This is a genomic window from Hyphomonas johnsonii MHS-2 (assembly GCF_000685275.1).
In the GTDB taxonomy this organism is placed as follows: domain Bacteria; phylum Pseudomonadota; class Alphaproteobacteria; order Caulobacterales; family Hyphomonadaceae; genus Hyphomonas; species Hyphomonas johnsonii.
Map to the genome: position 1 here is coordinate 243753 of NZ_ARYK01000002.1, position 20564 is coordinate 264316.

Genomic DNA, 20564 nt, shown 5'->3' on the forward strand with positions numbered 1-20564 from the left:
GAGGCGAGTGTCATGGCGCGTGTGGTCGTATTGGGTGCGGGTCTGGGCGGCGTGATCGCGGCATACGAGCTTCGCAAGAAGCTTGGGCGCTCTGATGACGTTGTAATCATCAACGAAACCGACTTTTACCAGTTCGTGCCATCCAATCCCTGGATTCTCGTTGGGTGGCGTGATCGCAAGGACATCGTGATCGACCTTGCGGGTCCGCTGAAGAAGCGCGGCATAGAATTCATCGTAGGACAGGCCGAGAAAGTTGACCCGCAGAACAAATCTGTGGGCCTGAAAAACGGCACCAAGGTTGCCTATGACTATCTCGTGATAGCCACGGGTCCGGAGCTCGCATTTGACGCGATCGAAGGATTCGGCCCTGAAAATGGTCACACCCAATCCGTCTGCCACATCGACCATGCCGTTGTCGGCCACAAGGCCTTTGAAGAATTCTGCAAAAACCCAGGCCCGATTGTTGTCGGCGCAGTTCAAGGCGCATCCTGCTTCGGCCCCGCCTATGAAACCGCAATGATCATCGAAACCGAACTACGGAAGCGGAAAATCCGGGACAAGGTGCCGATGACCTTCGTGACCCCCGAACCCTATATCGGCCACCTCGGACTCGATGGCGTCGGCGACACAAAGGGCCTGCTCGAGAGTGAAATGCGCGAGCGCCACATCAAGTGGATCACCAACGCACAGGTCAAGAAGATTTCTGACGGCGAAATGCTGGTCGATGAAATGAACGCCGACGGGTCGATCAAAGCCGGGCACACTTTGCCAATGTCGTTCTCCATGCTGCTACCTGCCTTTCGCGGCGTTGCGGCGGTTCGCGGCGTCGAAGGCTTGGTCAACCCGAAAGGGTTCGTCATCACGGATAAACATCAGCGCAATCCGACTTATCCTGACATTTTTGGAATAGGCGTCTGTATCGCGATTGCGCCGACCGGCCCGACGCCCGTGCCGGTCGGCGTTCCCAAGACTGGTTTCATGATTGAATCCATGGTGACGGCCACTACCGAGAACATCGCCGCACTGATTCAGGGCAAGGAGCCAACACACGAAGCGACCTGGAACGCGATCTGTATCGCCGACTTCGGAGACGGCGGCGTCGCCTTCATCGCGCAGCCGCAGATACCGCCGCGCAACGTGAACTGGTCCGCATCCGGAAGCTGGGTTCACTTGGCAAAGGTGGGTTTTGAGAAATTCTTTCTTCGAAAGATCCGCACGGGCCAGACTGAAACATTCTTCGAGAACGCTGCTCTCGGAATGCTGAAGACACACAAGCTGAAGAAGTGAGAACCGGCAATGACTGATAGCCCTCCATCCCATCAGATGCTTGTCTGCCACGCGTGCGGCGCGGTCAATCGCACCGCGTTCGGCCGCGACCTGACCCACGGCACCTGCGGAAAGTGTCATCAATCCCTCGCCACCCCCTCCCCCGTCGATATTGATGCGGCAATGCTGTCAAAATTGCAGCGACGGGATACGGGTGCGTTCGTGCTTGACGTCTGGGCCCCCTGGTGCGGCCCATGTCGCATGATGGCGCCAGCATACCAGGAAGCAGCGGCAACCCTCGCGAGTCGGGTCCGTTTGTTCAAACTCGATTCCGACAAGAACCAATCTGCCTCTGCCGCCCTCGGTGTTCGCGGCATCCCAACGCTGGTCGCCTACGCAAACGGGACCAAGGTCGCTCATCAGGCCGGCGCGCTCGCCGGGGATGCGCTTACCCGCTGGATTCTTTCAACTTTTAACATGACTGGAGATTTCGCATGAACCTCGACCGCGCAATATTCGCTTTCGCCGGCACCGTCGTCTTGCTCAGCCTGGCGCTGGGCTACTGGATCCACCCTGCCTTCTACCTGCTCAACGCCTTTGCAGGGCTCAACCTGTTGCAGTCTGCCTTTACCGGTTTTTGTCCGGCTGCGGTGATCTTCAAATGGGCGGGCGTCAAATCCGGCAGCGCATTTCATTGAGTTGCGCCGTGTGCAAGCGGCTCACTCCATCTTGTCGGGCAGCACAAGCTGAATGCGCCAGGCAGCGACACCTGCGCCCTGCATGACTCGCGCTCCGATCAGATAGTCTGCACCCTTCTCCGGCGCACCGACGCATGCAAGGTCTATGGCGTCCGAGCCATAGTTGAAGGCAAACTGGATATTCCCGGCACGGCGGAGGCGAAGGTCTCGACCGGTGTCACGAACTTCCAGATCTTCTTCCCGGCATATCCGACGAAGGACATGCAACAGGAAGGGCTCGTCCGGCCAGCAGGCAAGATAATGCATGCGTTCATTCCGAAGCCAGGCAGGTTCACCATTTTCGAATACAGCCAGCGCCTGCGCGATACTTGTCACGGACTCACGCCAAAGCGAACCGGAGAATGCTTGGCCATCCAAATTGACGCCGATTTTCACATACGGCGGAAGGCTTTCAAACACGCGCACCTGCATGGGCAGCAGGTTCGCATACGGGCCGGGAGACAGGTTCTCGGGGATGTGTCCATCGCATGTTCGCGATCCCGTGAGAGGCATCGCGAGGACACTCGCGCCGCTGTCGCGCAGTCGTCCGCACATCTCCGCATCCAGGATCGAAACGCTTGGCAGGATGATGAGCGCATACGCGCTCATGTCTGCACCTTGTGGAATGATGTCCACATCGAGCCCCAATTTCCTACAGCCGGAATAGAGTGCGCGTGCCAATTTGAGCGCCGAACCTGATCGCCCCTGTGGCTGGATTTCCTGTTGCCAAAGACTTGGATAGTCCAGGACAATCGCGACACGGGCTAGCGTTGTTTCCGGGGTCCCGATCGTGTCTCGTTCGCTTGAAACCAGCGCGACCTCTTTCAGCACTGCCGTCTCCTGGCGGTCGGGCAACAAGAGCCCTGCGTGCATCTGTTCCTGCGCGAAGGGGGCTTGCCGCCAGCGAAAATAGCTGACGAATTCGGCGCCGTGCGCGAAAGCCTCCCATGTCCATAGACGCACCATTCCTGGTGCTGGCGCCGCATTATGTGTGGCCCAGTTCACAGGGCCCGGCTGCTGTTCCATGACGCCCCATTGCGCCGAACACTGCCGAAAGACGTCGTGATTGAACGCGGCAAAGTCTGGGTGGCCGTGGTGAAGCCAGTGCGCCTTGTCCGCCTCACTGGCATCTCCCTCACTCAGAAGGCCAATCGGGTAACTGTCCCAGGCAGCGATATCAAGCGATGCACCGATTGCATGATGGTCAAGCTTTGTGAAATCTCCAATGTAATTGTGGGCGATCCGTCGGCCGGGACTGTAGCGACGCAGGATATCCACTTGTTCCCTGTTGAACTCGCAGATTTCATCGCTCGAGAAGCGTTGGTAGTCGAGATGCTGAGATGGATTGGATTCGGTGACCGTGGCATTCGGAGGATCGACCTCGTCAAACGACCTGTAGTCTTGAGACCAGAATGCGGTCCCCCATGCCGTATTCAGGGAATCGATCGATTCATACCTGCGCTGCAGCCAGCGCCGGAATGCCCTTGCTGCATCCGGGGAGTAGCTCTCATGCGTTCCGTGGTGCCCGTACTCATTGTCCGTCTGCCACATGACCACAGCTGGATGGTCGCCATAGCGACGCGCCAGCGCTTCAGTGATCCGCGCGCTTTCCCGCCGATATGCTGGAGATGAGAAACAGTAATGGCGCCGCGATCCAAATCTTTTTGGGTTACCGTGCTTATCCCATGGCAGGATTTCAGGATGCAGGTCGACCAACCATTTGGGCGGCGTGGCAGTGGGCGTACAGAGGATGATGCCCAGCCCCTCAGCGTGCAGCACCTCTATCGCACGGTCGAGCCAAGACCAGGTGTATACGCCCGGCGCCGGTTCGATCTTCGACCACGCAAACTCACCGATACGCACCAGGTCCAGGCCGAGCGCCCGCATGCGCCGCGCATCATCAGCCCAGTCAGCCTCAGGCCAATGCTCAGGATAGTAGCAAACACCGAGGTTCATGATCGTCCGGGCTCCAGGCGGCTAAGGTAAAACAGGCGCCCCTGATTGGGTTTTTGGGGGTCCATGTCCAATCCGGACCAGGTCAGAGCTTCAGCCGAAAAATGACCAATCATGCTGTCAGGGCCACCATCAAAAGCGACTTCCGAAACAGCGTAGGCAGATCCGGACTGAAGCTCTGGCAGCACGATTCGAGCATGTAACGGCCTGGCAGACATACCCGTTCTCAACACACGAACGAGCACATTTTCAGCGTCCGCTGATTCCAATACAGTCACATCAAGGTGCTTGTCGGCCGTGGGCAACGTTCGGATACGGCCCGAATGCATCCAGCCCCGGAACCGTTTGTAAACCTCGACGGCATCCGCAAGCGCGATCTTGTCCTTATCCGATAAAGCGGATGGGTCGAGTTCCAGTCCGAAATGACCGAACATGGCCACCAGAGCCCGAAAGCGGATCGAGAACACTCGTCCTGTTATGTGGTTGGGTGACGGTCCGACATGTGAGCCAATCATTTCCACCGGCACATACCGGGACAGGGCCTGATTGATGCGAATGCGATCCAGCGCATCGGTGGCATCGCTTGCCCAGAACCTGGTCACACGAGGGAGAATGCCGAAATCGATCCTGCCTCCGCCGCTGGCACAACTTTCGATTTCGAGTTCAGGAAACCGCGCCTGCAGTCTATCCATCAACGCGTAGACGCCAAGCGTATGCAAATGCGCGCAAAAACGTCCATCAATTGCCGCAGGATATAGCTCACGGTTGCAATCCCATTTGAGGTACTCGATGCCACCGACATCCAGGCATTTGGAAAGCGTCACAAACAGGTAGTCCTGCACATCCGGGTTCGACAGGTCCAGGACAAGCTGGTTGCGCCCGGTGGGAGCGTCGGCATCAGGGTATCCCAGGACCCACTCCGGATGCGCACGATAGAGAGCGCTGTTGCGACTCACCATTTCCGGTTCAACCCACAGTCCGAACGTCATTCCGAGACTGTGCACATAGCTAATCAGTGGCCCGAGCCCATCCGGGAACCGTTCAGTGTCCGGCTCCCAATCGCCAAGGCTGCTCGAGTCATCGCGCCGTCCGATGAACCAGCCATCGTCCAGAACAAACCGCTCTGCGCCAATTTCGGCGGCCTGGGTCGCCAGCTTGCGAAGAGAGTCGCTGTCGAAATCAAAGTAACAAGCCTCCCATGTGTTGAAGTGCACGGGCCGCGACACGCGACGCGATCGCGTACGGGCGAACGCATGCAGCCTATTGCTCAACTCCTGAAATCCATTCCCAGCCACCGCGACGATGAGCTTCGGGGTAGTAAACCGCCCCCCGGTGGAGATTTGGATTTCGCCGGGTTCGTAGAGCGCTTCCGCGCAGAGTTCTGCCGAACCATCGGGGAGACGCTCGACGCTGACCGAATGACTACCGCTCCAGGCCAGATGCGCGCATAGCGCGCGTCCGTTGTCGGCGCCTGCCGAGCGTTCACAAACGAGCATCGCAGGCGAGCCGTCAAAACCCGTTCGGCCGAGGCGGGACACAGACTGGATACGCCCCGACTCAATGGGAATCCGCGACATGTGCCCTTCCCTGGCCCAGGCACCAAAGGACAGGATTACGTCGCTGCTCCAGTCATCTAGCGGCAACAAGCCGGCAGCGCAGCGATGGACGTCTACATTGCCTGATCCCTCATTGAAAATGCATGTCGAGACAGTGAGCACGCCGTCGCTTATTTCCAGGGATGTTTCCGCCCGAATGTTGCAGGCAGGGTCCGCTGCTTCAAGCACGAGCAGCGTGTCCGAGACCTTGCGCATTCCCGATGGGAGCAGCCTGACGGCAAATCGCTCTGGCAAACAGACTGCATCCAACAGGCCAACGCCTGCATAGCCCGTGCCTCGCTGAGCCATCAGACTGGCGCCCGGTACGATATCAGGGCTGGCTGGCAACTTTTCCAAGCGCAAACGTATTGCGCCATCGTCTGCCTCATCCGGACCAAGGAATGCCAGCCTGAACCCGGATTCCGGCGTCCATGCCACCGCGCAGGTCAACCCACCTCCACTGATTGAACTTGATTTCATTACAATATCCCAATATCGCGCCACGGTCAGGACCGCGTGCGCCTCGATCAACCCTATCGCAATCCATCCAGCATGATTTAACTAGATTCAAATCAGAACCGAATACTGGCGCGCCCCATGGAAGAAGACAAAGCAATCGTGAATCTCGCGGGGCGCTCGCGGCCGCTGTTCCGGCGTGACCATATCAAATCCGATGGACGCAAGGTATCTCTCTACGGGTTCGAGCCCCCATTAGGCGTAGCAGGTCCTGAATTGGTCAGTTCCGGCAACCATCGCTCAGAAATTCGCCGCGACCCGCTTCGCAACACGTGGGCTATTTACTCGCCGCACCGCCAGGCACGAACGTTCATGCCCGCAACCGCAGCGGATCCTCTCGCTCCCGGGCGTCCGGGATCAGCGCCCACGGAAATCCCTTTCTCGGCGTTCGAACTGGCTGTCTTTGACAATCAATTCTCCAGCCTGCAAACCGATGGAGACCAATCGCGCCCCAGCCAATGGGCAACAGGTCCTGCGAATGGACGATGCGAAGTGATTGTCTACACAGACGAGTCCGAAGGGAACCTGCAAAGCATAGGGCAGGAGCGGCGCGTATTGCTTATTGAAGCGCTCATCGACAGGTATAAGGCACATTTCGAAGGTGGCGCGGCCTATGTCTTGCCATTCGAAAACCGGGGTCGGGATGTTGGAGTCACACTTCCCCACCCACACGGTCAGATCTACGCGTTTGCCATTGTCCCTGAGCCACAGGCAACGGCTGCACGGGCATTCGCATCCGGCTATGACCTGATCGCGGACCATGCGTCGTGGAACGGTGTCTTCGATATCGCTTCAGACGATCACTGCACCGCGTTTTCTCCACCCTTCGCACGGTTTCCATTTGAGACATGGATCATGCCCAACCGGCCCTGCCGTGGCCCTTGGGACCTTGATGGAGCGGGCATCGAGGCGCTCGCCCGAATGCTCGGCGATATTCCGCGCCGACTCGATGGCCTGTTCGGTGTGCCCATGCCTTACATGATGAGCTTTCAGGCCGCGCCGCGTGAAGCAGGGGATGAGTTTCAATTCACTGTCCAGTTCTTCCCGGTCATGCGCGATGCCGGCCGGCTTAAATACCTCGCCAGCGTGGAACAGTTTACCGGTATATTCACAGTCGATGTCGTGCCGGAACAGGCAGCCGAAAGGCTCCGGGCAGTATGACGAGATCCTCCCGGCTCCCCGCGCAGGTGGCGACGGTTCCGTGCCGTGTGAACCTCATCGGAGAGTGGATCGACTTCAATGGCGGCACTGTATTGCCAATGGCGCTGGCACCCTCAGTGACGGTGCAGCTAGCCGCCAACGGAATGACCCTGGACCGGATCAGGTCCACGAACTTCGAGGCAATCCAGGATTTTTCCGTTGACGCCCCCGCTGAAGGCCATTGGTCAGATTATGTGCGCGGCGCATTGCAGTATGCGAGGGACCAGAACTGGATCCAGGGCGGACAGGACCTGAGCGTCCACAGCACTATTCCAGTTGGCGCTGGCCTGTCCTCGTCAGCTGCCATCATCGTGGCAACGCTCAAAGCGGCAAGTATCGGAAATGGCAATGTCGATGGGGCTTCACTGGCATCCGCAGCTAAGAAAATCGAGAATGATTTCATCGGCGTCCCGTGCGGCATCATGGACCAGATGGCTGTTGCCCTGGGAGAGCCCGGTGTGGCCCTTGCACTTCATACAAGAGATTGTTCCTACGCGCTGCTGAGCCTGCCCGAGACGTGGGCAATTGTGGTTATTCACTCAGGTGTCAACCGGGCCCTGTCCGACGGTCGCTACAGGATCCGGCGCGACCAGTGCCTTGCTGCCGCCGCGGCACTTGGCGTGGAATACCTGTGTGACGCCGACCTGGTGTCGATCACCACGCTCGATGATCCCCTCCGCCGCCGAGCGCGACATGCAGCAACCGAAGCCAAGCGGTCTCTAGACGCCATTGCCGCATTGCGCGCAGGCGACCGTTCAAGATTCGGCCAATTGATGATTGAGAGCCACGACTCGCTGCGCGACGACATGGATGTCTCAGTTCAGGAGGTTGACCAACTCGTTCAAGATGCTGTCCGCCTCGGCGCTGACGGTGCCCGGATCACGGGTGCGGGATTCGGTGGTTGTATCGTCGCGCTTGTTGATCCGGATCACGTGGAGACATGGTGGAGTGCTCTCAAACTTCGCCATCCCTCAATCGCGCGAGTCGCCTGACGCAGGCCTCCTGCCAACCTCAAATGCTGCGCATAGTCGACGCGTCTGGAAGGGTGCTCGCGGCCCTGCCCGCATATCAGTCGCGCACGTTTTGACATGGCCGCGCCTAGGTCCCGTCGCCCCGCTTCCGCACCATGCCGTTGGAAGCGGTACATGTTGTTCTACGCTGGCGGCTCGAAAAGGCGCTGGATGCGCTCAACAAGGAGATCCACCGGCGGCGGCTTTTCAATTATGTCGGCAAAACCCACCGCTCGCGCCCGGACTTCCAAAGTTGAGGAGATATAGCCCGTGATCATCAGCGCCGGAACCAACAGGCCCTTGCAACGCAAGCGCCCCAATAGTTCGAGCCCATCGATGCCAGGCATCTTGTAGTCTATCAAAAGGCAATCGACGTCCGGCAGGACGCGGTTACACAGGACTTCTACGCCACTTCGGTAGGTTTCCACGGAGTACCCACGCGCCCTGAGCATGATTGAAAAAGATCTGCGCACGGCATCATTATCATCAACCAGGAGAAGTTTCCCAATTGTCTGAGGCCAATCTGAAGACACCATGCAAAGTCCTTGCTCGCGTGCAGGCGTACGCTCTGACGATCCGGCCGCTCATCGATTGCATAGATTAGCTGAGACATAATCATCCTGTCGTTACGGACAATTACTTATGATCTTCAAGGCCGATGCCAGCCTGAAACGCCGTCTTCAGAGCCGCTGACAGGCTGTCGGCGCCAAGTTTCTCCATCAGATGCCCGCGATGGATTTCGACCGTCCGAGCGGAAATACTCAAGTCAGCCGCGATCGTCTTGTTTGTCATGCCCTCGACCAGCCGTTCAAGTACGTCGCGTTCGCGCGGTGTCAGAACGGCCAACAGCGCGCGCGCCTTTGTTTCGCGGGTACGCTGGGCTACGGTATCGTCCAGGCGGTCAAACGCGGCATTAATCGCTTCGAGCAGAACCTGCTTTTCGTAGGGCTTTTCTATAAAATCGATTGCACCGGCCTTCATGGCATCGACCGCGACCGAAACGTCCCCATGTCCGGTGAGGACGACCACCGGCATATCGATGCCACGTTCACTTAGTGCGCCAAGAACGGCAATCCCGTCCAGAACCGGCATACGTACATCAAGCAGAATGCAGCCGGCCTGGGCCGGGTCCAGTTCATCCAGGAAATGCACACCGTCGCGGTATGTGCGCACCGTGAAGCCAGCATGACGCAGCATGAAACTCGCCGAGTGGCGGATCGCTTCATCGTCGTCCACCAGGTGAATGTATCTTTGATCTCTCAAGCGTCCTGTCCAGTTTCCACGGTTTTTAGCGTAAAGCAGAATGCAGCGCCACAGGGCTGATTGGCCTCCACCCAGATCGAGCCACCGTGAGCATCAACGATTGTCTGGCAGATCGACAGGCCAAGTCCCATTCCGTTTGGTTTTGAGCTGTGAAAGGGATCGAAAGGGGTGTGGTCCGGATGCTCGGCCAGGCCTGGGCCGTTGTCACGCACATCGACCTGCAGATGGAGTTCGTCCCTGCGGGATGCCGTGATCCAGATCTGCGGAGATGCGATATTGCTCGTCGCTTCGATCGCGTTCTTGACCAGATTGACAATCACCTGACGTATTTGCAGGCGGTCGGCATGCGCCATCGGCAGGTCAGCTTCTATCCTGACGATGATACGGGGAAGCGGCCCCTCCATTCCAAGCTTGGACAGCGAAGCTGCATCGCGGATCAATGGGCCGATGTCGACCGGTCTTGTGTCGATCTCACCTCTCGAGACATAGTCCCGCAATCGCCTGACGATCTGTCCTGCACGAACCGATTGCGCCGATGCTGCGCCAAGCGCCTCCTTGACCATTGAGATCACTTCTTCAGTGGGTGTGTCCAACAAGTCCCGGGCGGCTTCGAGATAGTTGGAGACTGCCGTCAGCGGCTGCGTCAGCTCGTGCGCCATCGCGGACGCCATCGTGCCGACGGCGCTCAGGCGCGAAAAATTGTATAGTTCTGCCTGCATTATACTGATGCGGTGCTCTGCGGCCTGGCGTTCCGACACGTCCCGGATGTAACCGGTGAACAGGCGCTGATCGCCCACCTTGGCTTCACCGATTTTCAACTCGACCGGAATCTTGTCGCCATTGGCCAGCTTGGCCTCAACCACTCGCCCAATGCCGATAATCTGCTCTTCACCTGTGTCGAGATAGTTTGCGATATACTGATCATGGTGAGCGCGGTCAGTCTCCGTCATGAGCATGCGGACATTCTTGCCGGTAACGTGCGCCACGCTATATCCAAACAGCTTCTCGGCCGCTGCACTGAAGGCGACGATTTCGCCGGTTTCATTGATCACGATCATTGCGTCCGGTACCGACAGCAGGACGGTGTGAAGTAGCGACCTTAGGGAATGATCGTCCTGGGAGTCGAATGGCTTGGGCATTACGCTCCGGATCGGACCGAAAGGGCCGGGCGCATAATCTGTCGTTCCCAGCGCGACCAAGCGAAAGAACCCGCAATCAGAACAAGGCCCATCAGGACGGCGTAACAGCCCCAGCAATGCACCTGCATGGCTGTTGGCGCCCCCAGACGGATCACGAATTCAGATCCGAGGCAGCCTGGAAGGGTCAGTGTTCTTGCCGCCTCAACGTGCGCCCAAGTCTTCAATGCGCCGATCAAGACCAAGCCCAGTCCGACAGCGACGCCCGCGTGCCATTTCATGTGTCTGCCTCCATGATTTCGCCCCCTTTTATCGCAGAGGCGCGGCGAGGCGGCACATACGTATGTTCCCTTATACAGGTCAATGCCGGTGAACGGTATTGGGCTTGGAATAGGAAATCAGGGGGACATTGAACATGGTCCGGACACACGCCACCACGCCTCGCGACAATACAAGTCTGTTTGCCGTCGGTGGCATATTGGGAATTTTTCTCCTGCTGGCGCTGGTCATCGCGGGCCGCGCTCAGGACGCAGCGATGGAAATGCATGCGTGGATGTTTGTTGCGCTGGCAACACTCTTCATCGCCAGCCTCAGCCTGTGGGCCGGGGGCCTGGGTGAGCGCAATCCGTTCGACGAATCCGAATACGAAGACACCATCGTCAAATGGGGCGTCTTTGCATCAATGTTCTGGGGCATCGCTGGCCTGTTGGTCGGCGTAATCATTGCCTCGCAACTGACATTTCCAAACCTCTTCTACTTCCCCGAGCTTGGGTGGACCAATTTCGGGCGCCTGCGCCCGCTGCACACTTCCGCCGTGATCTTTGCGTTTGGTGGCAATGTCCTGATGGCGACCAGCTTCTACGTCGTCCAGCGCACCTGTCGTACCCGGCTCGCAGGCGGCATGTGGCCCTGGTTCGTCTTCTGGGGCTATCAGATATTCATCGTTCTTGCGGCAACCGGATACTTGGCCGGCGTTACCCAATCGAAAGAATATGCAGAGCCGGAATGGTATGCAGACCTCTGGCTGACGCTGGTTTGGGTTGCCTACCTTTTGGTATTCCTCGGAACCTTGTGGAAGCGCAAGGAACCCCACATCTATGTGGCGAACTGGTTCTACCTTTCCTTCATTGTCACCATTGCGATGTTGCACATCGTCAATAATCTCTCGGTTCCTGTCAGTCTGACAGGGTCGAAATCGGTACAGGTGTTCTCTGGTGTCCAGGACGCAATGACGCAATGGTGGTATGGCCATAATGCGGTCGGGTTCTTCCTCACCACCGGCTTCCTGGCCATCATGTACTACTTCATCCCGAAACGGGTGAACCGCCCGGTCTATTCCTATCGGCTGTCGATCGTGCACTTCTGGTCCCTGATCTTCATCTATATCTGGGCCGGCCCGCACCACTTGCATTATACCGCCCTGCCGCAATGGGCCCAGACACTCGGCATGGCGTTCTCGATCATGCTCTGGATGCCAAGCTGGGGCGGCATGATCAATGGTGTCATGACCCTGTCCGGTGCCTGGGACAAGCTGAGGACCGACCCGGTCGTGCGGATGATGATTGTTTCACTCGCCTTCTATGGAATGGCGACCTTTGAAGGCCCGTTGATGAGCGTGCGCGCCGTCAACGCCCTGTCGCACTACACGGAATGGGGCATCGGACACGTCCACTCCGGCGCGCTTGGCTGGGTCGGCTATATATCGTTTGGCGCGATCTATTGCCTGGTTCCCTGGCTGTGGAAACGCAAGGCCCTGTATTCCAAGAGCTTGGTCGAATGGCATTTCTGGATCTCGACCATCGGCATCCTGTTCTACATGATATCCATGTGGTTTGCTGGCATCACGGAAGGACTGATGTGGAGGGCCTACAACCAGTTCGGCTTCCTTGAGTACAGTTTTGTCGAGACTGTCGAAGCCAAGCACATCAGCTACATGATCCGGGCATTGGGTGGGCTGCTCTATTTCTCCGGCGCAGTCATCATGGCCTACAACCTCGTCCGCACCGTACTCGGCCACGGCGAAGCCACGGACGCGATCAACCTTACACCTGCCGAGCAAGGCGTTCGTCCGATGCTCCAGCCTGCCGAATAGGAGACCGTACAAATGGGACTCATGGACAAGCACGGATTGCTCGAACGCAATTCCCTTTTGCTGACGGTCGGCATCCTGATCGTCGTGTCAATCGGCGGGATCATCCAGATGGCGCCGCTGATGTACATGGATAACACCATCGAGAAAGTAGACGGGATGCGGCCTTATACGCCTCTCGAACTGCTTGGTCGCGATATCTACGTGCGGGAAGGTTGCTACGTCTGCCATAGCCAGATGATTCGTCCGCTGAGAGACGAAGTCGAACGCTACGGACACTACTCCCTGGCTGCCGAGAGCATGTACGACCACCCTTTCCAATGGGGCTCAAAGCGAACCGGGCCCGATCTGGCGCGGGTCGGCGGCAAGTATTCTGCCGAGTGGCAAGTCGATCACCTGAAGGACCCCCGTTCGCTGGTACCTGAATCCGTCATGCCTCCTTACGCATTCCTTGCCCGCAAGTCGCTTGACATAAGGCAGGTGGAAGATCGGTTGCGCACTGAACGCATTGTCGGTGTCCCTTACACCGACGGCATGATCGAGAATGCGAAGGGCCACCTGCTCGCTCAGGCCGACCCGAATGAACGTGGCTACGATTATGTCGATGACCTGGTGGCTGAATATGGAGAGGCCGCTGGCCGCGAAAATTCCTTTGAAATGCGTGATTTTGACGGCGATCCTCAGCGCATCACCGAAATGGATGCGCTGGTCGCCTACCTGCAAATGACCGGAACCCTGGTCGATTTCTCGACGTATGAGGCCGAAGATCTCGGCAACAGGCGATAGGAGTGACGTGCGATGTATGAGGCTCTTTCAAGTTTCGCCCAAACCGGTGGACTGATCTATTTTGTTCTGATGTTCGCTGCAGCACTCACTTACGCTTTGTGGCCGAGCAATAAATCGAAATTCGAGGATGCAGCGCAGCTGCCATTGTCTGACAAGGGGCCCGACGATGAGTAAAGAAGACAAACCCGTCGACGAACATTCCGGTATCGAGACGACCGGACACTCCTGGGATGGCATCAGCGAGCTAAACAACCCGCTGCCGCGGTGGTGGCTGATTGTGTGGTACATCAGTATCGGGATCGCCGTGATTTACATGATCCTGATGCCGGCCATTCCGGCCCTGCCAGGGCTTGGTACCAATACACCCGGCATTCGGAACGCGTCAGACCGGGACAACGTCGCCGTCGCGATGGCAGAACTGAACGTCGAGCGTAGCGTGAGCTCGAATGCGCTGCTTGGCGCATCGCTGGAAGAAATCCAGACCGACAGGGACCTCCAGCAATTTGCACTCGCAATGGGCGAAAGCCTGTTCGGGGACAACTGTGCGACTTGCCATGGTGCCGGTGGACGCGGTGCAAAGGGCTACCCTGTGCTTGCGGATGACGTCTGGCTTTGGGACGGCACGCTGGACGGTATCGAGACAACGTTGCGTCATGGCATCCGACACGAGGGAGATGATGCGACCCGCTTTTCCGCCATGCCTCGTTTCGGGCGGGACAAGCTCCTCACCTCGCAGCAGATTGATGACCTCACCGAATACGTCCTGAACTTTTCGGGGCGGAGCGATGATACCGAAGCCGTCAACCGCGCTGCGCCGCTATGGAGCGTGCAGTGCTCATCCTGTCATGGCGAAAATGGTATGGGAGACCGGACGCTAGGCGCCCCTAACCTGACCGATACCGACTGGTTGTATGGCGGGCAACGCGACGACATCTACAGCACCATCTACAATGCCCGAAACTCACATATGCCAGCATGGGGCGACCGGCTGGACGACGCCTCGATCAAGGCGCTGGCTGTGTACGTTCATTCGTTGGGCGGCGGCGAGTGAGGCCAGCAAGTGAGGCAGGCAAATGACAAAAACCACCCTCAAATTGGATCGGCCCGGCGGCGGAAACTCTCCATCGCATCAGGATCTCTACGCCAAGCGCAAGCAGATCTATCCAAAACTGGCGCATGGAAAGTTCCGGACGGTCAAGTGGATCGTTATGGCTGTCACGCTGGGCGTCTATTATGCTGTTCCCTGGATTCGCTGGGACCGCGGTGAGGGCATTCCCGACCAAGCGGTGATTGCCGACTTCGCATCCGAAAAATTCTATTTCTTCTTCATCGAGATATGGCCGCAGGAAGCCTATTACCTCGCCGGGCTGCTGATCCTGGCCTCGTTGGCCCTCTTTCTGGTGACATCCCTGCTGGGGCGAGTCTGGTGCGGTTATGCCTGTCCGCAAACTGTGTGGACCGATCTATATATATGGGTCGAGCGGGCCTTTGAAGGCGACCGGGCTGCCCGAATGCGCCTCGACAAGGCCCCACTCACCTTCAACAAGCTCTGGCGCAAGGTCGGCAAGCACATCGTCTGGTTGATCATTGCGTTCTGGACCGGCGGGGCATTTGTCCTCTATTGGCATGACGCACCAACCGTTGCTCGTGGCTGGTTTTCCGGTGAAGCCCCCCTTTCGGCCTATTGGTTTGCTGGAATCCTGACACTGACGACCTATTTCCTCGCAGGCATGATGCGAGAACAGGTCTGCACCTATATGTGTCCCTGGCCGCGCATTCAGGGTGCGTTGACCGACGAGCACGCCCTTAATGTCACCTACCGCTATGACCGTGGTGAGCCACGCGGGCCGAAGAGAAAGAGCGAGGACTGGAGCGAACGAGGCGACTGCATTGACTGCGACCAATGCGTCCAGGTGTGCCCCATGGGAATTGATATCCGCGACGGAGCGCAACTGGAATGCATCCATTGCGCTCTTTGCATTGACGCCTGTGATGCCATGATGAAACGGGTCGGGCGTCCGACCGGACTCATCGCTTATGACACCGATGTGGCGGTAGAGGCCCGCGCCGCAAAGGTTCAGCCGCCGAAGTACCGCCTGATACGCATGCGTACAATCCTCTACACAGCACTTATAGCCGCCATTGGTGGCCTGATGCTGTTTGGCCTGTCGACAAAAGCGACATTTGAATTGAACCTTCTGAAGGACCGCTCGCCGCCCTTCGTTAGGCTTTCTGATGGTGACATTCAAAACGGATATACGTTGAAGCTCGTCAACAAGAACACGAAGCCCCGCACTGTGAGCGTTTCTGTCAAAGGGCCGGAGGGACTGTCTGTGAAGGTCATTGGGTTGCCGCATGATGACGCAAGCTCCTTCGAGGTTCCGGTAGCAGCGCATGGTGTGGATCGCTATCGCGTTCTGGTAAGCGCTCCCGAAACTGGGAAAACAGAGTCTCTCGATTTTGCCGTGACCGATCTCGAAACCGGCGAAACTGTTACAAACCGCGTTTCATTCATGAGGGGTGGAGAATGAGTACCGCAAACATCAAGAGCGCGAGTGGCGACAAGACGTTGAAAGGCTACCAAGTCTTGTTTTGGCTTCTCGGTTTTTTCGGGTTGATGTTTGTCGTCAACGGAATTTTTCTATTCTACGCGATCACAAGCTTTCCGGGCGAAGATGTGAAGAAATCATACCTGCAGGGATTAAACTATAATGCGACCCTGGAGCAGAGAGCCGAACAAGCGCGCCTTGGTTGGCAGGCCGCCGTCGGTCTCGAGGGAGACATGCTTGTCGTCTATCTGGAAGAATCAACCGGCGAGCCTTTGACGGGGAAGTCTGTGAATGCGGCCTTACGCAGGCCTGCGACAACCAATGCCGACCATGAGTTCGACCTTATTTCCGATCTGGGTGGACGGTATCATGCGAATGTCGGTGACCTTCAGGCGGGACAGTGGGAGATCATTGCACAGGTTCGGGACGCAGAAAGCAGTTCACCCAAATTTGTTGCTCGCAAGACCATAACCATTCGATGAACGCTCTTTCTCATACCAACGCATCCGAATGCGCTTCAAGCTTGCCGCTTTCGAAATCCGCCCTGCCCGGTACAGACATCCAAGCCTTTGTACGCAAGGCAGGACACGCCTCACGGCTAGATCTAAGTGTGAAGGGCGCCAAGTGTGGAGGGTGCATCGCCAAGATTGAAAGCGCCGTGAATGCGTTGCCTGGAGTGCAAGGCGCGCGTCTGAACCTGTCGACAGGGCACATGCGCGTTGATTGGACCGGCGCACTCACAGGAAACGAAATCGCCACTGCGGTTTCCGAACTTGGATATGGTGTCACCGCGAGCGGCACGGATTCCGAAGGGACATCGTATCAGGCCGAAGAGCGCAGCCTCCTCATCGCCATGGGCGTCGCAGGGTTTGCTGCGGCCAACATAATGCTGCTGTCGGTGTCCGTATGGGGCGGCGCAGGCGAGATGGGAGCCGCGACACGCCAGGCTTTTCACGCAATTTCCGGAATGATTGCCCTGCCGGTCGTCGTGTTTTCCGGGCGGCACTTCTTTTTATCGGCGTGGCGTGCGCTGAAGCACGGGCATGTCAATATGGATGTGCCGGTGTCCCTCGCGATCTGGTTGGCTATGGGGGTCAGCATCTGGGAAACGATACAGGGTGGCCCGCATGCCTATTTCGATGCCTGTATCATGCTCATTTTTTTCCTGCTGATCGGCCGTTTTCTTGATGCGAGACTCCGGCGGCGGGCGTCCGGGGCTGCGCACGATTTGGCGGCGCTCAAGAACAGGTCGGTCAGGCGTCAGAACAGTACGGGGGCAATCGAGTCCGTTCGCGCGAACGAGATCATCGCCGGCGACATGATCCTCCTGTCACCAGGAGAGCAGGCTGTCATCGACATGACGATTGCGGAAGGCGCGGGCGAGATCGATGAACAACTGGTCTCTGGAGAAAGTTTGCCACGCCTCGTGAATGCAGGAACGGTCGTATTTGCCGGGTCGGTGAATCTCGGGGCAGCCCTGATCGGACAGGCGATTTCGCCAGCGACGGACTCATTGTTGGCAGATATCGCGACAATGATGGAGGCAGGTGAACAGAGACGTTCAACATACCGGAAAATTGCGGACCGGGCGGTGGCGCTATATGTGCCGTTCGTGCACACGACTGCCGCGCTGTCGTTTCTCGGCTGGATCGTCGCAGGCGCCAGTGTTCGCGAAGCAATTCTTATTGCTGTTTCGACCTTGATCATCACCTGTCCCTGCGCACTGGCGCTTGCCGCACCGGCGGCTCAAATGGTCGCTTCCGGCAAGCTGTTCAGATCAGGTGTTTTCCTGAGGTCCGGCGACGCATTGGAGCGCCTGGCGGCAATTGATCATATTGTATTTGACAAGACAGGCACCCTGACGCTCGGCGAGCCTGTATGCCTGGTCACAGAAAACACCAGGAAGGCCCTTCCGATTGCGGCGATGCTTGCTCGGGCCAGCCGGCACCCGCTTTCCCGCGCACTCGTGACAGCCGCTGGAGCCGGACCGCTCGCGACCGGTATTCGAGAGCATGCGGGCCTTGGGCTCGAGGCAAATATTGACGGGCATGTTTGCAGGCTGGGCTCGGCAGAGTGGGTTGGAGCTGGCGGAGAGGTTGCTGGCGAAGGGCCTGTGCTTTGGTTCTCACGCGGGTCTGAACCGCCCATCGCCTTTACCTTCGAGGAACAATTGCGCGACGATGCAAAAGCAGCGGTCCGGGCATTGGAGACTGAGGGATATTCGCTTGAAATCCTGTCTGGGGATCGACCGTCCGCGGTCGCCCGGACCGCAGGCGCATTGGGCATCGGCGTCTGGTCTGCGAGGGTTAGCCCACAGGATAAGGCGGCACGGCTTGAAGCGCTGAGGGACGAAGGCAAGCGCGTGCTGATGGTCGGGGATGGTTTGAACGATGCCGGTGCGCTCGCACTGGCTCACGCATCGCTGACGCCCGGTGGGGCAATGGATATAAGCCAGTCTGCGAGCGATGCGGTCTATGCGGGTGGCCTGGGCAGCATCCCGGCGATTCTCCGGATATCAAAATCCGCCCGGCAGATAATGCTCCAAAATTTCGGTCTCGCGGCCGCCTACAATCTGATTGCCGTTCCGATTGCGGTAACGGGGCATGTCACCCCCCTCATTGCCGCCATCGCGATGTCGGCCTCTTCGCTCATCGTCACGCTGAATGCCCTGCGAATTAGGCATGGCAAAAGCGGTTCCTCATGAGCATCATCGTCTACCTGATTCCGGTCGCACTAGCGCTTGGCGGCCTCGGCCTTGCGGCATTCCTCTGGGCGGCGACATCAGGGCAATTTGATGACCCCGAAGGTGCAGCGCATCGCATCCTGATCGACGAGGATAAACCGATGGGTGAGCCAGCCTCGGCCGACGACGCTTTCAGGAATTCAGCCGAATAGTGTTTCACCCTTTCGGTGTGCCTCCAAGGCAACGAGCATGCAGGCTTTGGATTCCACAGGTGAATGCGCAGGTTTGGCGCACATCATATCTGGAACTGGGTGATTTCAGGTGATGTGATGGGGCTCCCAGAAGGAAATTCCGGTCATTTTTCGGGACATAACGCCAGAAAGGGACGCTGGTTTGCCCGGTCGCCTGATCATCCCGTGACGGCAAGCCGGTGCACACCATCATTTTGTTGAAACTTTTTTGGACCGATTTCCGCTTCGGCTGCGCCTTATTCAGTATAGCCACCTCAATTTCGGGGAGGCCACACCACCCAAGGGGACAAGACCAATGAAAGCCGTCATCAAGACCTTCGCCGCTGCCTCCGCCGCATTGGCCATCCTTGCGGGTACCGCCGCAGCACAAGACTACAATAACTGGGGTGAAATTTCACCATGGGGTTCGACCATGGTCGACGAGTGGGGCAATGAGCACTATGTCGATCCCTATGCCTATGACAGCCAGGTCGACATGTATGGCAACGTGATCAGCTCCTATAATGGTGAGCTTGACCCAAGCCTCGATTATTATGACCTGACCCCGGTTCAGCCCGGCTATGATTACTCAGGCGGCTACGGGTCAGGCGGGTCGACATCGAGCAGCGACCTTCCGTACTCGCAGCCCGCTGACTCGCATGAAGCCTTCATCAACTCGATCTACGAATAGGCGCGGCCGGCGCCCTATAACAGGTGCCGGACTGCCAGTTCAAATTCTCAGCTGGACAATTGGGGACGTGGCTGAGTGATAGGCAGGCGGCGGTCGGGGGACACCGCCGCCTGTCGGTTTTTCGCGAGTCCATTTTCAGGCGAGATGCCACCATGCGCCAAATGATCAACTATGCGATTGGCGATGTTCACGGGGAGGCAGAACGCCTGCACCTGCTGCACGGAATTATCTTCGACCATCAGCGCAGCTGTTTTCCAGACCGGGACATGACCATCATACACATTGGTGACTACGTTGACCGTGGGCCCGACAGCTGCGGCGTCGTTGAGGCAGTCCGAACACTGGAAGCTGTGGCACCCTGCCCTGTTATCAGCCTTCGTGGAAACCATGAACAGATGATGCTGGACGCGCTGTCCAATGCAAATCCAGGCGCGTACGCCACCTGGCTGACCAATGGCGGCCGCAAGACCCTGACGAGTTATGAAAAGCGCGGCTGGGACCGAGTTCCCACTTCACATATAGAGTGGCTCGAAGCCCTCCCAAGCATCTACCGTGATGAGGAAGCTCGTCTGATTTTCGTGCACGCCGGGATAGATGTCGCAACCTACCCCAATTGCGCCGACTCCGTACGTCTGTGGACGCGCCAGGAGCATTTCTTTAACTCAGACACGTGGCAGAACCCCGCGCTAGATGGCTGGCGTGTGGTGCATGGACATACACCCACCGACGACTTCTGTCCGGAGATTTCCGGTGCGCTTCAGCGGCGCATAAACATTGATACCGGAGCCGTTTACGGGGGGCGCCTGACCGCAGCGATCATCGCCCCGGAAGAGCCGATCAGATTTGTCTCAACCTGAAAT

Annotated in this window: 20 protein-coding genes; 15 read left to right on the top strand and 5 right to left on the bottom strand. The window is 57.9% G+C overall.

Translation table 11 applies throughout. The features are described from left to right. Positions 1–12 precede the first annotated feature (12 nt). From HJO_RS06050 to HJO_RS06060, 3 genes are read left to right on the top strand one after another with little or no spacing between them, the layout of a single operon-like run. Positions 13–1287, top strand: coding sequence for an NAD(P)/FAD-dependent oxidoreductase (locus HJO_RS06050; protein WP_035614952.1), 1275 nt, complete (start codon positions 13–15; stop codon positions 1285–1287). Between the two features lie 9 nt (positions 1288–1296). Then, positions 1297–1764: a thioredoxin domain-containing protein gene (locus tag HJO_RS06055; protein ID WP_084141620.1), complete on the top strand. Its 468-nt coding sequence runs from the start codon at positions 1297–1299 to the stop codon at positions 1762–1764. Beyond that, the gene (locus HJO_RS06060) at positions 1761–1964 is read left to right on the top strand and encodes a YgaP family membrane protein (RefSeq protein WP_035614954.1); all 204 of its coding nucleotides are present in this window, start codon (positions 1761–1763) and stop codon (positions 1962–1964) included. Before HJO_RS06055 ends, HJO_RS06060 begins: the two co-directional genes overlap by 4 nt. 21 nt (positions 1965–1985) lie before the next feature. Here the strand turns inward: HJO_RS06060 and HJO_RS06065 are convergent, their stop codons facing one another. Continuing rightward, positions 1986–3959, bottom strand: a complete 1974-nt coding sequence (locus HJO_RS06065; RefSeq protein WP_035614957.1) for a beta-galactosidase — start codon at positions 3957–3959, stop codon at positions 1986–1988. After that, complete coding sequence (locus HJO_RS06070; RefSeq protein WP_156945436.1) at positions 3956–6031, bottom strand: alpha-galactosidase; 2076 nt, start codon at positions 6029–6031, stop codon at positions 3956–3958. The genes HJO_RS06065 and HJO_RS06070 overlap by 4 nt, the downstream gene beginning before the upstream one ends. A gap of 117 nt (positions 6032–6148) precedes the next feature. On the opposite strand from HJO_RS06070, the gene HJO_RS06075 reads away from it, so the two are divergent. Both HJO_RS06075 and galK read left to right on the top strand, forming a co-directional pair. After that, positions 6149–7228, top strand: coding sequence for a galactose-1-phosphate uridylyltransferase (locus HJO_RS06075; RefSeq protein ID WP_051618335.1), 1080 nt, complete (start codon positions 6149–6151; stop codon positions 7226–7228). Beyond that, positions 7225–8259, top strand: coding sequence for a galactokinase (galK, locus tag HJO_RS06080; protein WP_035614967.1), 1035 nt, complete (start codon positions 7225–7227; stop codon positions 8257–8259). Before HJO_RS06075 ends, galK begins: the two co-directional genes overlap by 4 nt. Before the next feature lie 161 nt (positions 8260–8420). Here the strand turns inward: galK and HJO_RS06085 are convergent, their stop codons facing one another. From HJO_RS06085 to HJO_RS06095, 3 genes are all read right to left on the bottom strand, one after another. Beyond that, positions 8421–8813: a response regulator gene (locus HJO_RS06085; protein WP_084141623.1), complete on the bottom strand. Its 393-nt coding sequence runs from the start codon at positions 8811–8813 to the stop codon at positions 8421–8423. A gap of 100 nt (positions 8814–8913) precedes the next feature. Beyond that, the gene (locus tag HJO_RS06090) at positions 8914–9540 is read right to left on the bottom strand and encodes a response regulator transcription factor (protein ID WP_035614970.1); all 627 of its coding nucleotides are present in this window, start codon (positions 9538–9540) and stop codon (positions 8914–8916) included. Continuing rightward, positions 9537–10679, bottom strand: coding sequence for a PAS domain-containing sensor histidine kinase (locus tag HJO_RS06095; protein WP_084141626.1), 1143 nt, complete (start codon positions 10677–10679; stop codon positions 9537–9539). Before HJO_RS06095 ends, HJO_RS06090 begins: the two co-directional genes overlap by 4 nt. A 412-nt stretch (positions 10680–11091) precedes the next feature. On the opposite strand from HJO_RS06095, the gene ccoN reads away from it, so the two are divergent. The 10 genes from ccoN to HJO_RS06150 all read left to right on the top strand — a co-directional run bounded on the left by ccoN (position 11092) and on the right by HJO_RS06150 (position 20561). Then, positions 11092–12768, top strand: a complete 1677-nt coding sequence (gene ccoN, locus HJO_RS06105; RefSeq protein WP_051618339.1) for a cytochrome-c oxidase, cbb3-type subunit I — start codon at positions 11092–11094, stop codon at positions 12766–12768. Positions 12769–12780: 12 nt separating this feature from the next. After that, on the top strand, positions 12781–13551 hold the full coding sequence (gene ccoO / locus HJO_RS06110) for a cytochrome-c oxidase, cbb3-type subunit II (protein ID WP_035614972.1): 771 nt from the start codon (positions 12781–12783) through the stop codon (positions 13549–13551). Between the two features lie 12 nt (positions 13552–13563). Beyond that, the gene (locus HJO_RS18800; protein ID WP_035614973.1) at positions 13564–13725 is read left to right on the top strand and encodes a cbb3-type cytochrome c oxidase subunit 3; all 162 of its coding nucleotides are present in this window, start codon (positions 13564–13566) and stop codon (positions 13723–13725) included. Beyond that, positions 13718–14602: a cytochrome-c oxidase, cbb3-type subunit III gene (gene ccoP / locus HJO_RS06120; RefSeq protein ID WP_035614976.1), complete on the top strand. Its 885-nt coding sequence runs from the start codon at positions 13718–13720 to the stop codon at positions 14600–14602. The genes HJO_RS18800 and ccoP overlap by 8 nt, the downstream gene beginning before the upstream one ends. Positions 14603–14624: 22 nt before the next feature. After that, positions 14625–16082, top strand: a complete 1458-nt coding sequence (gene ccoG / locus HJO_RS06125) for a cytochrome c oxidase accessory protein CcoG (protein ID WP_051618340.1) — start codon at positions 14625–14627, stop codon at positions 16080–16082. Further along, on the top strand, positions 16079–16582 hold the full coding sequence (locus tag HJO_RS06130; RefSeq protein ID WP_035614978.1) for a FixH family protein: 504 nt from the start codon (positions 16079–16081) through the stop codon (positions 16580–16582). Before ccoG ends, HJO_RS06130 begins: the two co-directional genes overlap by 4 nt. Then, on the top strand, positions 16501–18804 hold the full coding sequence (locus HJO_RS06135; RefSeq protein WP_241764682.1) for a heavy metal translocating P-type ATPase: 2304 nt from the start codon (positions 16501–16503) through the stop codon (positions 18802–18804). Before HJO_RS06130 ends, HJO_RS06135 begins: the two co-directional genes overlap by 82 nt. After that, a complete protein-coding gene (gene ccoS, locus HJO_RS06140) occupies positions 18801–18995 on the top strand; it encodes a cbb3-type cytochrome oxidase assembly protein CcoS (protein ID WP_051618342.1) in 195 nt (64 codons plus the stop codon). Before HJO_RS06135 ends, ccoS begins: the two co-directional genes overlap by 4 nt. Positions 18996–19329: 334 nt before the next feature. Then, on the top strand, positions 19330–19704 hold the full coding sequence (locus HJO_RS06145) for a hypothetical protein (RefSeq protein WP_035614983.1): 375 nt from the start codon (positions 19330–19332) through the stop codon (positions 19702–19704). A gap of 152 nt (positions 19705–19856) precedes the next feature. Further along, the gene (locus HJO_RS06150; RefSeq protein ID WP_035615390.1) at positions 19857–20561 is read left to right on the top strand and encodes a metallophosphoesterase family protein; all 705 of its coding nucleotides are present in this window, start codon (positions 19857–19859) and stop codon (positions 20559–20561) included. Positions 20562–20564: the final 3 nt, after the last annotated feature.

What these genes read in the sequence shown, in the direction of transcription:
- HJO_RS06050 (WP_035614952.1), top strand. Translation starts at nt 13, where the DNA reads ATGGCGCGTGTGGTCGTATTGGGTGCGGGTCTGGGCGGCGTGATCGCG.
- HJO_RS06055 (WP_084141620.1), top strand. Translation starts at nt 1,297, where the DNA reads ATGACTGATAGCCCTCCATCCCATCAGATGCTTGTCTGCCACGCGTGC.
- HJO_RS06060 (WP_035614954.1), top strand. Translation starts at nt 1,761, where the DNA reads ATGAACCTCGACCGCGCAATATTCGCTTTCGCCGGCACCGTCGTCTTG.
- HJO_RS06065 (WP_035614957.1), bottom strand. Translation starts at nt 3,959, where the DNA reads ATGAACCTCGGTGTTTGCTACTATCCTGAGCATTGGCCTGAGGCTGAC.
- HJO_RS06070 (WP_156945436.1), bottom strand. Translation starts at nt 6,031, where the DNA reads ATGAAATCAAGTTCAATCAGTGGAGGTGGGTTGACCTGCGCGGTGGCA.
- HJO_RS06075 (WP_051618335.1), top strand. Translation starts at nt 6,149, where the DNA reads ATGGAAGAAGACAAAGCAATCGTGAATCTCGCGGGGCGCTCGCGGCCG.
- galK (WP_035614967.1), top strand. Translation starts at nt 7,225, where the DNA reads ATGACGAGATCCTCCCGGCTCCCCGCGCAGGTGGCGACGGTTCCGTGC.
- HJO_RS06085 (WP_084141623.1), bottom strand. Translation starts at nt 8,813, where the DNA reads ATGGTGTCTTCAGATTGGCCTCAGACAATTGGGAAACTTCTCCTGGTT.
- HJO_RS06095 (WP_084141626.1), bottom strand. Translation starts at nt 10,679, where the DNA reads ATGCCCAAGCCATTCGACTCCCAGGACGATCATTCCCTAAGGTCGCTA.
- ccoN (WP_051618339.1), top strand. Translation starts at nt 11,092, where the DNA reads ATGGTCCGGACACACGCCACCACGCCTCGCGACAATACAAGTCTGTTT.
- ccoO (WP_035614972.1), top strand. Translation starts at nt 12,781, where the DNA reads ATGGGACTCATGGACAAGCACGGATTGCTCGAACGCAATTCCCTTTTG.
- HJO_RS18800 (WP_035614973.1), top strand. Translation starts at nt 13,564, where the DNA reads ATGTATGAGGCTCTTTCAAGTTTCGCCCAAACCGGTGGACTGATCTAT.
- ccoP (WP_035614976.1), top strand. Translation starts at nt 13,718, where the DNA reads ATGAGTAAAGAAGACAAACCCGTCGACGAACATTCCGGTATCGAGACG.
- ccoG (WP_051618340.1), top strand. Translation starts at nt 14,625, where the DNA reads ATGACAAAAACCACCCTCAAATTGGATCGGCCCGGCGGCGGAAACTCT.
- HJO_RS06130 (WP_035614978.1), top strand. Translation starts at nt 16,079, where the DNA reads ATGAGTACCGCAAACATCAAGAGCGCGAGTGGCGACAAGACGTTGAAA.
- ccoS (WP_051618342.1), top strand. Translation starts at nt 18,801, where the DNA reads ATGAGCATCATCGTCTACCTGATTCCGGTCGCACTAGCGCTTGGCGGC.
- HJO_RS06145 (WP_035614983.1), top strand. Translation starts at nt 19,330, where the DNA reads ATGAAAGCCGTCATCAAGACCTTCGCCGCTGCCTCCGCCGCATTGGCC.
- HJO_RS06150 (WP_035615390.1), top strand. Translation starts at nt 19,857, where the DNA reads ATGCGCCAAATGATCAACTATGCGATTGGCGATGTTCACGGGGAGGCA.